The organism is Peteryoungia rhizophila (assembly GCF_004912145.1).
Taxonomy (GTDB): domain Bacteria; phylum Pseudomonadota; class Alphaproteobacteria; order Rhizobiales; family Rhizobiaceae; genus Allorhizobium; species Allorhizobium rhizophilum.
Genome location: NZ_STGT01000002.1, coordinates 928,044 through 943,140 on the forward strand (window position 1 = coordinate 928,044; position 15,097 = coordinate 943,140).

At 62.6% G+C, this 15,097-nt stretch carries 18 protein-coding genes and 1 pseudogene; 13 read left to right on the plus strand and 6 right to left on the minus strand.

Annotated elements, in window-relative coordinates:
• Positions 1-98 precede the first annotated feature (98 nt).
• The gene (gene rpoD / locus E9677_RS10350; protein ID WP_136558001.1) at positions 99-2,162 is read left to right on the plus strand and encodes an RNA polymerase sigma factor RpoD; all 2,064 of its coding nucleotides are present in this window, start codon (positions 99-101) and stop codon (positions 2,160-2,162) included.
• A 60-nt stretch (positions 2,163-2,222) separates the two neighbouring features.
• Here rpoD and E9677_RS10355 read toward each other — a convergent pair whose 3' ends face one another.
• Positions 2,223-2,645, minus strand: coding sequence for a type II toxin-antitoxin system VapC family toxin (locus tag E9677_RS10355; RefSeq protein WP_136558002.1), 423 nt, complete (start codon positions 2,643-2,645; stop codon positions 2,223-2,225).
• Positions 2,645-2,878: a type II toxin-antitoxin system Phd/YefM family antitoxin gene (locus E9677_RS10360; protein ID WP_136558003.1), complete on the minus strand. Its 234-nt coding sequence runs from the start codon at positions 2,876-2,878 to the stop codon at positions 2,645-2,647. Before E9677_RS10360 ends, E9677_RS10355 begins: the two co-directional genes overlap by 1 nt.
• Positions 2,879-3,026: 148 nt before the next feature.
• Between E9677_RS10360 and E9677_RS10365 the strand changes: the two genes are divergently transcribed.
• Positions 3,027-4,079 carry a DUF930 domain-containing protein gene (locus E9677_RS10365; protein WP_136558004.1) on the plus strand — a complete coding sequence of 351 codons (1,053 nt, stop codon included), beginning with the start codon at positions 3,027-3,029 and terminating at the stop codon, positions 4,077-4,079.
• A 12-nt stretch (positions 4,080-4,091) separates the two neighbouring features.
• Here the strand turns inward: E9677_RS10365 and E9677_RS10370 are convergent, their stop codons facing one another.
• Positions 4,092-5,240, minus strand: a complete 1,149-nt coding sequence (locus E9677_RS10370) for an amidohydrolase (RefSeq protein WP_136558005.1) — start codon at positions 5,238-5,240, stop codon at positions 4,092-4,094.
• A gap of 76 nt (positions 5,241-5,316) precedes the next feature.
• Positions 5,317-5,916, minus strand: coding sequence for a LysE/ArgO family amino acid transporter (locus tag E9677_RS10375; protein WP_205910121.1), 600 nt, complete (start codon positions 5,914-5,916; stop codon positions 5,317-5,319).
• An 88-nt stretch (positions 5,917-6,004) separates the two neighbouring features.
• Between E9677_RS10375 and E9677_RS10380 the strand changes: the two genes are divergently transcribed.
• Both E9677_RS10380 and E9677_RS10385 read left to right on the plus strand, forming a co-directional pair.
• Positions 6,005-6,907 carry a LysR family transcriptional regulator ArgP gene (locus E9677_RS10380; protein ID WP_136558006.1) on the plus strand — a complete coding sequence of 301 codons (903 nt, stop codon included), beginning with the start codon at positions 6,005-6,007 and terminating at the stop codon, positions 6,905-6,907.
• A gap of 74 nt (positions 6,908-6,981) precedes the next feature.
• Positions 6,982-7,362, plus strand: a complete 381-nt coding sequence (locus E9677_RS10385) for a YybH family protein (RefSeq protein WP_136558007.1) — start codon at positions 6,982-6,984, stop codon at positions 7,360-7,362.
• 12 nt (positions 7,363-7,374) lie between these two features.
• Here the strand turns inward: E9677_RS10385 and E9677_RS10390 are convergent, their stop codons facing one another.
• Positions 7,375-7,836 (minus strand): heme-degrading domain-containing protein, encoded by a 462-nt coding sequence (locus E9677_RS10390; protein WP_136558008.1) that lies wholly within the window; start codon positions 7,834-7,836, stop codon positions 7,375-7,377.
• Positions 7,837-7,936: 100 nt separating this feature from the next.
• Here E9677_RS10390 and E9677_RS10395 point away from each other — a divergent pair, with 100 nt between their 5' ends.
• From E9677_RS10395 to E9677_RS10410, 4 genes are all read left to right on the plus strand, one after another.
• On the plus strand, positions 7,937-8,353 hold the full coding sequence (locus E9677_RS10395) for a secondary thiamine-phosphate synthase enzyme YjbQ (RefSeq protein WP_136558009.1): 417 nt from the start codon (positions 7,937-7,939) through the stop codon (positions 8,351-8,353).
• A 153-nt stretch (positions 8,354-8,506) separates the two neighbouring features.
• Positions 8,507-8,872 carry a hypothetical protein gene (locus E9677_RS10400; RefSeq protein WP_136558010.1) on the plus strand — a complete coding sequence of 122 codons (366 nt, stop codon included), beginning with the start codon at positions 8,507-8,509 and terminating at the stop codon, positions 8,870-8,872.
• A gap of 415 nt (positions 8,873-9,287) precedes the next feature.
• Positions 9,288-9,590: a hypothetical protein gene (locus E9677_RS10405; protein WP_136558011.1), complete on the plus strand. Its 303-nt coding sequence runs from the start codon at positions 9,288-9,290 to the stop codon at positions 9,588-9,590.
• 23 nt (positions 9,591-9,613) lie between these two features.
• Complete coding sequence (locus E9677_RS10410; RefSeq protein ID WP_136558012.1) at positions 9,614-9,940, plus strand: ATPase inhibitor subunit zeta; 327 nt, start codon at positions 9,614-9,616, stop codon at positions 9,938-9,940.
• Between the two features lie 22 nt (positions 9,941-9,962).
• Here E9677_RS10410 and E9677_RS10415 read toward each other — a convergent pair whose 3' ends face one another.
• A complete protein-coding gene (locus E9677_RS10415; protein ID WP_136558013.1) occupies positions 9,963-10,190 on the minus strand; it encodes a hypothetical protein in 228 nt (75 codons plus the stop codon).
• A 219-nt stretch (positions 10,191-10,409) separates the two neighbouring features.
• On the opposite strand from E9677_RS10415, the gene E9677_RS10420 reads away from it, so the two are divergent.
• The 5 genes and pseudogenes from E9677_RS10420 (at position 10,410) to paoC (ending at position 15,057) form a co-directional block, all read left to right on the plus strand.
• Positions 10,410-10,772, plus strand: a complete 363-nt coding sequence (locus E9677_RS10420; protein WP_168801189.1) for a hypothetical protein — start codon at positions 10,410-10,412, stop codon at positions 10,770-10,772.
• 240 nt (positions 10,773-11,012) lie between these two features.
• Positions 11,013-11,255 carry a hypothetical protein gene (locus tag E9677_RS10425; protein ID WP_136558015.1) on the plus strand — a complete coding sequence of 81 codons (243 nt, stop codon included), beginning with the start codon at positions 11,013-11,015 and terminating at the stop codon, positions 11,253-11,255.
• Positions 11,256-11,370: 115 nt separating this feature from the next.
• Positions 11,371-11,907 (plus strand): annotated as a pseudogene (gene paoA, locus E9677_RS10430) (aldehyde dehydrogenase iron-sulfur subunit PaoA); the annotation flags it as partial.
• Positions 11,904-12,854: an FAD binding domain-containing protein gene (locus E9677_RS10435; RefSeq protein WP_136558017.1), complete on the plus strand. Its 951-nt coding sequence runs from the start codon at positions 11,904-11,906 to the stop codon at positions 12,852-12,854. The pseudogene paoA and the gene E9677_RS10435, both read left to right, overlap by 4 nt.
• A 4-nt stretch (positions 12,855-12,858) precedes the next feature.
• Positions 12,859-15,057 (plus strand): aldehyde oxidoreductase molybdenum-binding subunit PaoC, encoded by a 2,199-nt coding sequence (gene paoC / locus E9677_RS10440; RefSeq protein WP_136558018.1) that lies wholly within the window; start codon positions 12,859-12,861, stop codon positions 15,055-15,057.
• Positions 15,058-15,097 lie beyond the last annotated feature (40 nt).

Sequence of the window (15,097 nt, forward strand, 5' to 3'; positions counted from 1 at the left end):
TAGGTCACAGACAGCTATCCGCCCGGGCGAGTGGTCCGCTCTCCCATCGGTCCGGCGGCCAGCAGCATGATCAGACGTCAGGGAAAGCGACAAGATAAATGGCATCGAAAGTCAAAGAAAACGAAGAAGCCGAAGGCGAACGCGACGGCGCGACGGACGGCCCGCTTCTCGATCTTTCGGATGACGCGGTCAAAAAAATGATCAAAGCCGCCAAGAAGCGCGGCTATGTGACCATGGATGAGTTGAACTCGGTTCTGCCGTCGGAGGAAGTGACCTCCGAGCAGATCGAGGACACGATGGCCATGCTGTCTGACATGGGCATCAACGTCATCGAAGACGAGGATGCCGACGAGCCGGCCGCGGCCGAAGACAATGACGACGAAGACGGCGAAAGCGAAGGCGGGGAGCTTGCTCCATCCGCCGGCACGGCTGTTGCAACTGCCAAGAAGAAAGAGCCGACGGACCGCACTGACGACCCCGTGCGCATGTATCTGCGCGAAATGGGCTCCGTCGAGCTTCTGTCGCGCGAAGGCGAAATCGCCATTGCCAAGCGCATCGAGGCCGGCCGCGAGACGATGATCTCGGGCCTGTGCGAGAGCCCGCTGACCTTCCAGGCGCTGATCATCTGGCGCGACGAGCTGAACGAAGGCACGACGCTGCTGCGCGAGATCATCGATCTCGAAACCACCTATTCCGGTCCGGAAGCCAAGGCTGCTCCGCAGTTCCAGTCTCCTGAAAAGATCGAGGCTGATCGTAAAGCTGCCGAGGAGAAGGAACGGGAGCGCGCCAAGCGCCGTCCGCAGGCAGCTACCGGCGACGACGACGACATCACCGCCATGGGCGGCGAGGGCTTGCCGCAGGAAGAAGAGGAAGAGGACGAGGACGAATCGAACCTGTCGCTCGCCGCGATGGAATCGGAACTGCGTCCGCAGGTCATGGAGACCCTCGACCTCATCGCTGACACCTACAAGAAGCTGCGCAAGCTGCAGGACCAGCAGGTGGAGGCACGTCTCGCCTGTGCCGGCACGCTGTCATCAGGCCAGGAGCGCCGCTACAAGGAGCTGAAGGATCAGCTGGTCACGGCGGTCAAGTCGCTGTCGCTCAACCAGAACCGCATCGACAGCCTCGTCGAGCAGCTCTACGACATCTCCAAGCGCCTTATGCAGAACGAAGGCCGTCTGCTGCGTCTTGCCGAAAGCTACGGCGTCAAGCGTGACAGCTTCCTCGAGCAATACCAGGGTGCCGAGCTCGATCCGAACTGGATGAAGTCGATCGCCAATCTTTCCGCCCGTGGCTGGAAGGATTTTGCGCGCGAGGAAAACCAGACGATCCGCGACATCAGAGGCGAGATCCAGAACCTTGCCACCGAAACGGGCATCTCGATCGCCGAATTCCGTCGCATCGTGTCCATGGTCCAGAAAGGCGAACGCGAAGCGCGCATCGCCAAGAAGGAAATGGTCGAGGCAAACCTGCGCCTCGTCATCTCCATCGCCAAGAAGTACACGAACCGCGGCCTGCAGTTCCTCGATCTCATTCAGGAAGGCAATATCGGCCTTATGAAGGCGGTCGACAAGTTCGAGTATCGTCGCGGCTACAAGTTCTCGACCTATGCGACCTGGTGGATCCGTCAGGCGATCACCCGTTCGATCGCCGACCAGGCTCGCACGATCCGTATTCCGGTGCACATGATCGAGACGATCAACAAGATCGTCCGCACATCGCGCCAGATGTTGCACGAGATCGGCCGCGAACCGACGCCGGAAGAACTGGCCGAAAAGCTGGCCATGCCGCTCGAAAAGGTCCGCAAGGTTCTGAAGATTGCAAAGGAGCCGATCTCGCTTGAAACCCCCGTGGGTGACGAAGAGGATAGCCACCTCGGCGATTTCATCGAGGACAAGAACGCGCTTCTGCCGATCGATGCGGCCATTCAGGCCAACCTTCGCGAAACGACGACCCGCGTTCTGGCCTCGCTGACGCCGCGTGAAGAACGCGTGCTGCGCATGCGCTTCGGGATCGGCATGAACACCGACCATACGCTCGAAGAAGTCGGCCAGCAGTTCTCGGTCACCCGCGAACGTATCCGTCAGATCGAGGCGAAGGCGCTCAGGAAGCTGAAGCATCCGAGCCGTTCGAGGAAGTTGCGGTCGTTCCTCGACAGCTGAGTGGCTACGCAGCATCTGAATTTGGAAGCCCGCTGGAGCGATCCGGCGGGTTTTGCATTGTCAGAGGAGCTGAACCGGGTGGCCGATCACATGGCAGGCCGCCGCCATCACCTTGTCGAGCGTGGCGATCGGCAAGCCGGACCTGATTGCAATGGCGATGTGAAGACTGTCTCCGGCGCGCAGGCCGAGCTCGGTCCGATCACACAAGCGCGCAGCCGCGTGAAAGTCCGGCAGGGCGGCCGGAAGCATCACGAGCGAGCGGTAGACGAGACGATTGAAGGCTGCCAGTGCCATCGTCTTCTGTGCGATATCAACCTGGCCCGTTCGAAGCTTCAGCGACAAGGCCGAGGAGAATTCTGTCATCGTCCATCCACTGACATGCAGGGAGCCGGTGGCCTGTTGTCGTAGCCACACCGTGACCCGGTCTGCTGCCGGCTCACGGGTCAGGAGAGCGACGATGATGGAGGTGTCGAGATAGTTCATCAGTAACGGTCTTCATCACGCAGACGGCGCGTACCATCCGCGTCTGTCGGCGGCATTGTCTGGATCAAACCATCCAGCCAGTCGAAGTCGATGGGTTCGCGAGATTGTTCTGCGGGGACCAAGCGGGCCACAGGCCTGCCGTGACGCTCTATTTCTATCGTCTCGCCCTGTTCGGCCTTGACCACGAGTTCACTCAGATGCGCCTTGGCCGTCGCGATGTTGACCCTTGTCACTTCGCTTCTCCGTGAGAATGTAGATGACTAGAATTATGGTCATCATAGCCCTATCTGGGAAGTAGTAAATGGGATGGCAGGCGCCATTGTTTAGGCACAGCGTTCTTTCGCCTCCCTTTTCGCCGCAATCGTCGCTATGGATCAGACCATGACGGATACGAGGAAGACTGGTTGGCGGCGCCTCGGCGGAGGGTTCGCCGTTTCGCTGTTGCTGCATGGGCTTGCAGTGGCCGTCTTCCTGTTGAGTTTCGACAACCCGGTCGAATTGAGTGAGCAGGAGCAGGCAATCGAGGTGACGCTGGTTGCGCCGCCCGAAGAACCCGAGCCGGTGCCGGTTCCCGAGGAGGCCGAGGAAGCGCAAGAGGAGCCGGCCGAGCCGGAGCCGTCCGAACCGCCGCCCGCACCCGAGCCAGAGCCTGCCCCAGAGCCCGAGGCTCAGCCGGAGCCGCCCGCACCTGCGCCGCAACCAGAGCCCGCCGAGCAGCCGCCTGTGCCGGAACCCGAATTGCCGGATGCGGCGACGGCGCCGATCCCGGTCCTGCGGCCGGTGGTGCGATTCGGGGAACGTGACAGCGGCCCTGAGCTGTCGCGCGGAACCGAGGCCGAACCCGATGCTGCCGAAGAAGCGCAGGCCGAGGAGCAGGCGGAAGAGGTAGCCGACGCCGCGCCGACGCTCGCCCAGCCGGAGATCGCTTTGCCCGAGGCGCCGCCGATGGAAGGTGCGCTCGACGAAGCGGCTGAGGAGACGCTGGAGGGTGCTGGCGAGGAAGAGGCATCCGCCGAGGACCAGCCCAGCGATGCGGCTGTCGTCACCGCTGTTGCCGAGGCAGCGCTTCAGCCTCGAGAAGTGACCGAGCTCTTTTCGTCTGCCATCTCTGGCGATCAGGCAGCGATGACCGCCATGGCGGGGCTCACGCGCCAGGAACGCGGCGACCAGCTTTGCGGCACCGAACTCAGCCAGCAGCTTCGCAATGGTTCGCCATCCTATGTGCCGTATCTTCTGCCCATCCTCAGGCTGAAGGAGGGCAATGTCGTGGATGTACCGCTTGCCGCCTTCCGGGACATCAATGGCGCCTGGATCAACATCGGCGTTCGCTGTGAGGTAGATGACGACGCCACCGAGGTGGTGCGTTTCTCGCTGTCGATCGGAAAGACCGTGCCGCGTGCCGAATGGGCCGAGCGCGGCTTTCCGGACAGCTGATCCTTCTTTGGATCAGCTGAGCGTCTGCCGGATGACCGCCATGAAGACCCTTGCGCCTATGGCAGTCAGATCATCGGGATAGTCGTAGTCGGGGTTATGAAGAGCCGGATGCTTCTCGCCAGCGCCCAGAAAGAACATGGCCGACGGGCAGACAGTGCGCAGGCGTCCGAAATCCTCGGAGGCGCGCATCGGCAAGTCGCCTTCGTCGAAAGGCACTTTCTCGGCCGCAAGTGCGGCTTCGAGATGGGCAACGGCATCCGGTGCATTTTCGCAATGGAAGAAAATGTCGTGATAGCTGACCGCGTGTTCGAGGCCGGCTTCGCGGGCGGCTTCGGCCACCAGGTCCTCTGCTTTGCCGCACAGATCCGCCATGCGGTCGTCGATGAGCGTGCGGAGCGTCACCCAGATCTCGGCATCGCCGGGGGCAATGCCGAAGGCCTGTTCGCCGAGCGAAGCGTGGGTCACGGTTGCCAGCGTGAAATCGGTCGCAGGCGGTGCACCGTGGGAGTGGGCGGTGAGGGCCGGCATCAGCTGCGAGATCGCGGCCATCGGCGAGAGGCCGGTCTCGGGCTGCGAGGCATGGGCCGTTTTGCCGGACAGCCTGATCTTCATGCCGCGCGAGGCGCAGTTGACCGGGCCACTTTTCAGCGCGGCCGTGCCGAAGGCGAGCCCCGGCATATTATGCAACGCATAGGCAAAGTCGGGACGGATTTCTGCAAAGCGGGGATCGGCTAGCACGGCGGCAGCACCACTGCCATCTTCTTCCGCTGGCTGCCACAGCAGAACAACACGCCCGCGCGCCACGGGTGTGCGCGACAGGCCGGTTGCCAGTGCGAGGAGGATGGTGGAATGGCCGTCATGGCCGCAGAGATGCCCTTTCCCCGGGGTCGTCGAGCGATGGTCCGCCTCCGACTTCTCTTCGATCGGCAGGGCGTCCAGTTCGGCGCGGAAGAGCAGGGTGGGGCCGGATGCACTCCCCTCGAAGACGGCTGCCACGCCGTGACCGCCGAGATTGGTTATCACCTTTGCCGGTGCCAGGGGGCGGAGCGCCTCGACGACCCGACGCGCCGTTTCGCGTTCCTCGCCCGAGACTTCCGGGTGCCGGTGCAAGTCATGCCGGAAGGCCTGAAGCTCCACCATGTCGCGATTGGTCAGGAACATTGCTCTCTCTCCTCAACTCGTTCGGCCATGTCTTACATCAACGCGCCGAACAAACGCTAGCACAGCGCGAAGGGGATCAGAGCAGCAGCTTGATCGCAATCGAGGCCATGACGAGGGCGATGACACCATCGAGGACACGCCAGGAGGCGGGTCTCGAGAACAGGGGGGCGAGAAGCCGGGCGCCATAACCCAGGCTGAAGAAGAAGAAAAAGGATGCGGTCATGGCTCCGAGCGCAAAGGCCCGTTCATGGCCGGCATACCGGGTCGAGATCGAACCGAGCAGCACGACGGTATCGAGATAGACATGCGGGTTCAGCCAGGTGAAGGCGAGGCAGGTGAGAAGGGCCGTTCGTAGGCTCGTCCCGGCAGTCTCGCCTGCACGCAGGCTGTTGCCGCCCGTCCAGGCGGAATAGGCGCTGCGGAGTGCATAGGCGATGAGGAAGGCGGCACCGCCATAACGGAGGACAGGTTCCAGCCACTCCACACGCGACAGCACGGTTGCGAATCCCGCCACGCCGAGCGCAATCAGGATCGCGTCGGAGATGGCGCAGGTGAGGACCAGCGGCAAAACATGTTCGCGCCGCAGACCCTGACGCAGGATGAAGGCATTCTGCGCGCCGATCGCGACGATCAGGCTGAGGCCCAGGAAGAACCCGGCAGTGGCGGCAACGATCATGATGAACTCCCCGTTTGATGCCGCTTTGACTAGTGGGAGACGGTGAATTAGAGAAGGTAATAAATCTAATCCGGAATAAGCTGCCCTAATGTTCGATCCTGCACAACTCGCGGCCTTGTCAGCGGTTCTCAGAACCGGCAGTTTCGAACGCGCGGCGCAGATGTTGCATGTCACCCAGTCGGCGATATCGCAGCGTGTGCGTCAACTCGAGGAACAGGTCGGAACCTCACTCGTCATTCGTTCGCAGCCCTGCCGGGCAACAGATGCCGGGGACCGGCTGTTTCGTCATGCCGAGGAAGTCCGGCTCCTTGAACAGGGGGCGCGACGCGATCTGGGGCTCGGATCGAAAAATGAGGCAGAGAGCGACGGCTGGCCGACGCTGAGGCTCGCGGTCAATGCCGACAGCCTCGCAACCTGGTTCGTGCCGGCCATGGCGCGTGTCGATTCCGTCCTTTTCGATCTCGTGATTGACGATCAGGATCACAGCGCGGAATGGCTGAGACGTGGTGACGTCAGGGCTGCCATCAGCGGCTCGGCGAAACCGGTTCAGGGCTGCGACTGCCGGCCGCTCGGAGCGCTGCGGTATCTCGCCACCGCCAGTCCCGCCTTTGTCGATCACTGGTTCGGGGCAGACGGCGTGGCGCCTAGGCAGATCGCCCGTGCGCCTGTCATCACCTTCAATGCGAAGGATCGCCTCCAGACGCGTTGGGCGGAGCAGGTCCTCAACGTGTCTGCGACTGGGCCGTCCCACTGGCTGCCATCGAGCCATGCCTTTGTCGATGCCGCCTGTGCCGGCCTCGGCTGGGGGATGAACCCGGAGCCATTGGCGGCGGCGGCATTGGCCGATGGTCGGCTGAGGGAGCTCATTGCCGGGCAGCCACTCGACGTGCCGCTCTACTGGCATGTCAGCCGCTCCGTGGCGGGCGCGCTCAAGCCCCTGACCGATGCGGTGGTGCGGGCGGCGGGCGCCGTGCTTCATCCGATCGCCTGACGCCTTCGGCAATACGGGCGGATCTTGTCCCGGCGACAGCATTGCCTAGATTAGATCAAGAGAAGGAGTAGCCCATGTCACTTGAAAACCAGACACTTGCCGTTATCGATGCCCTCAATCGTCATGACTTCGACGCGCTGCTCCCGATGTTCGAGGAGGAGGCGGTACTCGATCTGCCCGATGGCATCAGGGTGATCGGCCACGCCTCCTTCCGGGATACGCTCGCGGCCTATGTGCTGCGCCACGGCATCACGCTGTCGGATCATGTCGTGATGACCGACGGTGCCGGCTTTCGCGTCGCCGTCGAATGCACCCTCAACGGTTCGGATCGTCATGACGCCGAATCAGGCTCCGATGGGGATGCGGGCCCCTATGCCCTGCCTGCCGTTCTGGTGTTGGAACGCGAGGGAGATCTCTTCACGCGCCTCAGCCTGTATGCCGGTACGCGGCCCTGAGCCTCATATCGATTAGTTCGCGGCGAGCAAACCTTCAAGTACGGTAACGATCATCGCGTGATCCTCCTCGGACTTGAGGCCGGAGACCGTGACGGCGGCCACGACGCCGGTGCCGGCGACACGGATCGGGAAACTACCGCCATGGTCGGCATAGTCCATCGGATCGAGGCCGATCTCGGGAGAGACGCCGCGACCGCGGCTGCGATTGAGCTCACCGACGCGCAAGGAGGCCTTGTGCATGCGCAGCGTCACATTGCTCTTGCGGCGTGCCCAGTGATCGTTGTCGGGTGAAGCGCCCGGCAGGGCAGCGTGAAACAGCGTTCGGTCCGGCGTGCGGATGTCGATCACGACAGGCGCGTTTTCGGAGAGAGCAAGATCCACCAGCCGTCGACCGACCTCGAGTGCCACGAGCTCGTCGAAGCTCTTGAAAACGAGCAGGCTTTCCTGTTTTTCGATGGTTTCGATCAGGCTCATGGTCCGTGGTTCTCCCTATTCGGGCGGAGACTACAGAGGCGAATGAAGGCTGACTAGAGGCGGGGCGTGGTTCTCCCCGCGAGAGAGTGAGGTGCGACACATGGCGATGCAGCGGCTTTCGATTTCCACACGGGGGCAGGGGCTCTACGAGTTCACCGATGAGGCTCATGGTTTTCTGCGCAAGACGAGCGCCGAGGAGGGGATGATGACGGTCTTCGTGCGCCACACATCCTGCTCCTTGCTCATTCAGGAGAATGCTGACCCCTCTGTTCAGACAGACCTCAAGGCCTTCTTTCGCAGGCTCGTGCCGCCCACCACGGATCCGCAGATGAACTGGATAACGCACCGCGACGAGGGACCCGACGATATGCCGGCGCATATCAAGGCAGCCCTACTGCCTGTCTCGCTGTCGATCCCGTTTTCCGGCAATCGGCTTCTGCTCGGCACCTGGCAGGGGATCTATCTGTTCGAACACCGCGACAACCCGCATCGCCGGGAGATGATCCTGAATGTCTGATGGGACGCCCTTCGCGCAGGTGACAAGGTGAACATTCGCTGAATGCGGGATTCGGACTGCATTCAGCCGAGCTCTCCTATCCTCACATCAATCGCTCGACATGGCGGGATGGAAACGACGGCGCCGAGGGGCGCTTCTTCAAGGAGAGAGAAAATGTTCGGCATGCTTCGCAAAATCGGTCTCGTAGCAATCGTCTCTGTTATGGCGACCACCGGTCTCGCCTCCACGGCCTCTGCCGACAGCTTCGGCTGGGGCGTCTATATCGACGGTCCGCGCCACGGCGGCCCTGGCTGGGATCGCCCCGGCCATCGCCCGGGCTGGGATCGTCCCGGCATGGACCGTCCGCGCCGTGGCGAATGCCGCCCGCATCATGCCGTCGAAAAGGCTCGCTGGAACGGTCTGCGCCGTGCCTTTGTCGCTGACGTGACGCCGCGTCGCGTGGTCGTTGCCGGTATTCGCCATGGTGGCCGTGACCGGATGGTCTTCGCCAATATCCGCGGTTGCCCGATCATCCGCTGATCTCCAAGTGGCGACGGCCTCGATCGGCCGGATGGCTCATCTTTCGTGCCTCGATCGCCCGTCGCCCGGGCCATGCATCAAAGGGCCTCACAAGACCCTGGCTGCATGGCCCACTCCATTTTTGACGGGTCGTCACGACGCCTTGATCCCGCCCGAATCGATCCCCATATGGCGATCAACCCGCTGGTCCGGGCCCCTCTGGCAAAAGCCTCCGGCGCTTTTGCGATGTCGGACCGTTTCGACACCGCTGCCGGTCCAAGGACCAATTCATGCCACGCTACCATTCTATTCTGATCAGCCCGGGTCGCTTCCCGAGCCTCGATGGTGCTTCTTTGCGCCCCGGCCATCCGAAGCCGCGTATCCTTTCGCCGCGGGGCGGCGAAGCAGGGTCGTTGGCGCTCAAGGAGGTGCGCCGATGATTGCTGAATTCATCGCTTCCGTGTTTGCATTCTTTGTCGTCGATCCGGTCCAGGCAGAAATAGAGGCACGGCTGCAGGATGCTCGGGCCCCGGTCGAGATCATGAGCCAGGCCCGCGCTTGCCTGAGCACGACCGGGCCAATCCTGATCGAACGCGCGACGGGCGACATGTGGTGGGCAGGAACGACTATCGTCAGTGTCGCCACGGGGCTAACCAGCCCGGCCGAGCTTCTGGACGCCGGCAATCCCGCCTGCGTACCGGTCGCCACTCATCTCACCGCTGCTGAAGCGGAAGCCTGATAAAAATCGAGGAGGAACCAGCCATGTCTTCAACATCTGCCCCGACACCCCCGCCGTCAGGCGAGGCGCATCATCACGAAGAAGAAGCACTCGGCAGCATCCGCGCCAGGCGCAATCTTCTCGCCGGCTATTGGGCCGGCTCGCTGATTGGCTTCGCGGGCGACGATCTCGGCCGTTATGCGAAGGACCTTCACGCCGTGGATCATGAGGTCGCCGGCGACGGCGACGTTATCTCGCGGCTCTCGCGCGACCTTGCGACTGCCGGGCACAGCTTCAGCAAGGCCGATATCGAAGCGGCACTGCGTCGCTTTCATGCCCAGGCGCTGAAGGATACCGGCTGCACCGAATGAGTGTGCCTGCTCGGCCGGCGCGTCATCCCAAGCCGATCGGCAGGGCGACGAGTGGGCCGATCAGCATGACTGTCGCCATGGCGAGCGCGATCTTGTCGTTGGTCTCGAACAGAGGTCCGCGAAAGGCCGACGCCGGATAAAAGCGACGAATTTCCGCGCGACTCGCGTCATCCGCCAACGGCGCGGCTGTCGGGGCAGTTCGGATATCGTCGGCTGGCACTGGATCGTAAGTGTCAATGGTGGTCTGCATCGGAATTCTCCATCTGGTCGTTGAGAAGAATGCCCAACCGCCGGTGCACCATAGAGTTCCCCCACCGCTCACAGGGCGGCCGTCGGTCACGCTGCAAGAGTCCAATTCCTCGTATGGGATGACGTCTCCCACATTCTCGCATTGTTTCCCGTGCCAGACGCGCTACACTCTCCAGTGTCAGCATGAAAACGCTCGGGGAGGAGCAATTTGATGAGACGTATGTGGCCTGAGGAATTCGGTTTCATTCTCGACGCGGCAGAGGAAGTGACCCTCGACAGTCCGGCGCGCGACCGGGAGGACGGTTCGCACAGCGAGGCAATCCATCGACGGGCCCTGAAGGTTCGCATGACGCAGGCCGACTACGAGCGCATCTGGCCGCTGGCCGAAGCGCGCTATCGCCTACAGGGGCGGTTCCCCGGAAAGGCGATCACGCTGATCGTCAACAATCCTCACTACAGCCAGTGGCATCCGGCTGACGGCGGTACGGTCGAGAGCGTCTCCGACAGCGGGCGGGCCTATTCGACCCGCTATGTTGTCGTGCATTTTCTGCTCGACGATGTTCGCGAAACGGTCGAAGCCTGAAGGCTGGCCGGCTGCAAGGCGTTCAGCGCTTCAACTTCTTATCAGACACCCTGCGGCACAGGCGGTGGGGTGTCTTTCATGTTTGGAAGAGGCTTGAATGCTCGTAGCATGGCAGGGCTCGGTCTCCGGAAGTGTTGCCTTGGTCACGAATGACGCAACTGGCGCAGTAAGTCAGCGAGCCGTAAAGAGATTGGAACAATCCCACGCCGTCAGACTTTCCCAGAAATTGGGAGCGCCATCATGATGACAAGCGAGATTTTGACGGAAGACGTGGCGGACTTTGCGTCCCGGCTCGAAGCGATGACCGAAGACGAAGTCTTCGCGGCCATGCGGTCGCTGGAAATATCGAGCGAGAACCAATCCGCCGACCGAGACGACGTTCTCTCGAGGATCGCGCTCGTGGAAGAGGAGATCGAACGCCGCTTTCCGGGGCAGTTGCTGGCACCCTACCGCAATTGGCAGAAAGACCAGCCTCTGACGTGACGAGCCCAGACCGCATTCGAGCCGTACGGCTTTGACACATTTCATCCCATGACGGTGATATCCCGGAAACACCCCTCACTCCATGTGCATGAGCTCCTGACCTGGGAGCCAGCTTCAGACACCAGGACATTCAATGAGTTACAGCACTAAACTCTCCCTGACGATCAACGGTCAGCCTCGCGATTTGGAGTTGGACAACAGGACGACTCTGCTCGATGCCTTGCGCGAGCACCTGCATCTCACCGGCACGAAAAAGGGCTGTGATCACGGTCAGTGCGGTGCCTGTACCGTTCTGATCGATGGACGTCGGGTCAATGCATGCCTGACGCTTGCCGTCATGCATGAGGGTGACGACGTCACGACGATTGAGGGGCTGGGAGAGCCTGGCAACCTCCACCCGATGCAATCAGCCTTCGTCAAGCATGACGGTTTCCAGTGTGGCTATTGCACGCCCGGCCAGATCTGTTCCTCCATCGCGGTGCTCGACGAGATCAGGGCGAATATCCCGAGCCATGTCACATCCGACCTGACCGCAGAAGCTACCGTGACGGATGAAGAGATCCGCGAGCGGATGAGCGGCAACATCTGTCGATGCGGCGCCTATTCCAACATCATCGATGCCATCACCGAGGTTGCGGGAACACGAGCATGAGAGCCTTTACCTTTGAACGCGCCTCCTCCGTCGAGGCTGCGGCGCGCGTTGCCGCCTCCAATCCGGACGCCAAGTTCATCGCCGGTGGTACCAATCTTCTCGACCTGATGAAGCTCGAGATCGTGGCACCGACCCATCTGATCGACGTCAACGGGCTGGGCCTGGACCAGATCGAACGGACGCCGGACGGTGGCTTAAGGATCGGCGCTCTGGTGCGCAACACCGATCTCGCGGCGCATGACCTCGTTCGGCGTGACTACCCGCTGCTGTCGCGAGCATTGCTGGCCGGTGCGTCTGGCCAGTTGCGCAACAAGGCGACGACCGCCGGGAACCTGCTGCAGCGGACACGCTGTCCTTACTTTTACGATACCAATCAGCCCTGCAACAAGCGCCAGCCCGGCAGCGGCTGTTCCGCCATCGGCGGGTTTAGCCGCCAGCATGCTGTGATCGGCGTTAGCGACGCCTGCATCGCTACGCATCCGAGCGACATGGCAATTGCCATGCGTGCGCTGGACGCGGTCGTCGAGACGGTGAAGCCGGACGGCAGTCATCGTGTCATTGCGATTGAGGACTTTCATCTCCTGCCCGGAGATACGCCGCACATCGAAACGGTGCTGGAGCAGGGGGAGATCATCACGGCCGTCGTGCTTCCGCCGCCGGTGGGTGGACGGCAGATCTATCGCAAGGTGCGCGATCGGGCGTCCTATGCCTTTGCCCTGGTGTCCGTCGGCGCCGTCCTGCAAGAGGACGGCTCAGGGAGGGTCGCTGTCGGCGGCATCGCCCACAAGCCTTGGCGGGTCGAGGCGGCCGAGGCGGAGCTCACGAAGGGCGCGCGGGCTACGTCGTCCATACTGCTGGCCGGCGCACGTCCCACGGAGCAGAACAAGTTCAAGGTCGATCTGGTGGAGCGCATCCTGAGCGCCGTGATCGCGGAAGCAAGAGGTTGAGGCCATGAAGTTCGACACGCCAGCAACCACCAATCCCATCGACAACCTGAAGGTCGTGGGCCGACCGACCCACCGCATCGACGGCTCATTGAAGACGACCGGTCGGGCGACCTATGCCTATGAATGGCACGATCCGGACCTGCGCTATGCCTATGGCTATCCCGTCGGGGCAGCGATCGCGAAGGGACGTATCCTCTCGATCGACGCCACTGATGCCAAAAGCGCACGCGGCGTGCTTGCGGTGGTCACGACACTCGATGTCGGTGATCGCAAGAGGGGCGAATACAATACCGCAAACCTGTTCGGCGGTAGCCAGGTGCAGCATTACCACCAGGCGATCGCCCTTGTAATCGCGGAGACCTTCGAACAGGCGCGAGCGGCGGCCTCCCTGATCAAGGTTGAGTATGCCGAGGAAGCTGGCTCATTCGACCTTGCAGGCGCCATGGAGACGGCGGTCAAGCCTGATGACGATCAGGCGCCCGATACGGCCTTCGGTGACTTCGACAAGGGCTATGCCGACGCGCCCGTGACACTCGATGCGAAGTACAGCACGCCGGATCAGTCGCATGCGGCGATGGAACCGCATGCCTCCATCGCGGCCTGGGACGGTGACGAGGTGCAGGTCTGGACCTCGAGCCAGATGATCGACTGGTGGCGGGGAGACCTCGCCACGTTCCTCGATATCGACAAGGACAAGATCCGCCTCATGTCGCCGTATATCGGCGGCGGTTTCGGTGGCAAGCTGTTCCTGCGGGTGGATGCCGTGCTCGCAGCGCTGGGGGCAAAGGCCGTCGGGCGCGCCGTCAAGGTCGCGCTGCCGCGGCCCTTCATCATGAATAACACCACCCATCGACCGGCCACGATCCAGCGGGTGCGCATCGGTGCCACGGCAGACGGTCGGATCCAGGCCATCGCGCACGAGAGCTGGTCCGGCGACTTGGCAGGCGGGAAGGTCGAGCCGGCCGTCAACCAGACGCGGCTACTCTATGCCGGAGCCAACCGCATGACCGCGATGCGGCTTGCGACGCTCGATCTGGCGGAAGGAAATGCCATGCGCGCGCCCGGCGAGGCGCCCGGCCTCATGGCGCTCGAAGTCGCTATGGACGAGATGGCGGAAAAGCTCGGGCTGGATCCCATCCAGCTTCGGGTCATCAACGACACGCAGGTCGATCCGGAGAAGCCGGAGCGGCCATTCTCCAAACGGGACCTCATCGGTTGTCTGCGCCTCGGGGCCGAGCGTTTCGGCTGGAGCGATCGGGGCCAGCCGGGGTCACGCCGTGAGGGAAACTGGATGATCGGGACGGGCGTTGCCGCGGCCTATCGTGACAATCTTCTCATTCCATCGGGTGCCCGCGTGCGACTAGGCCAGGATGGCGTAATCACCGTCGAGACCGACATGACCGACATCGGCACCGGCAGCTATACGATCATCGCGCAGACGGCTGCGGAGATGATGGGAGTGACGGTCGATGAGGTCGAAGTACGGCTCGGGGATTCCCGTTTTCCGATTTCGGCCGGTTCCGGCGGACAGTTCGGTGCCAATTCCTCGACCTCCGGTGTCTATGCGGCTTGTGTGAAACTGCGCGAAGCCGTCGCCCAGAAGCTCGGTTTCAACTCCGACGAGGTCGTCTTCGAAAACAGCAAGGTTCGCGCGGGCAATCGCTCCGTCACGCTCTCGGAGGCCGCCGGGCCGGAGGGTCTGGTCGGCGAGGACACGATGGAATGGGGTGATCTTGCGAAGACCCACCAGCAATCGACCTTCGGCGCGCATTTCGTCGAGGTCGGCGTGGATGTGTTCACCGGCGAATGCCGGGTTCGGCGCATGCTTGCCGTCTGTGCGGCCGGCCGCATCCTCAATCCGATCACGGCACGAAGCCAGGTGATCGGGGCGATGACCATGGGCGTTGGCGGCGCGCTTTCGGAAGAACTGGCCGTGGACACGCGCCGCGGCTTCTTCGTCAATCACGATCTCGCCGGCTATGAAGTCGCCGTGCATGCGGACATCCCGCATCAGGAGGTGATCTTCCTTGACGAGACCGATCCGATGTCGTCGCCGATGAAGGCCAAGGGTGTCGGCGAGCTCGGTCTTTGCGGGGTTTCTGCGGCGATTGCCAATGCGGTCTACAATGCCACTGCCGTGCGGGTGCGCGACTATCCGGTGACGCTCGACAAGCTGATCGGTGGTCTTCCCGAGGTGGCATGATGCTTGGGGCCGCAGGGTGGTGTGCGCTGCGGTCCAGCCC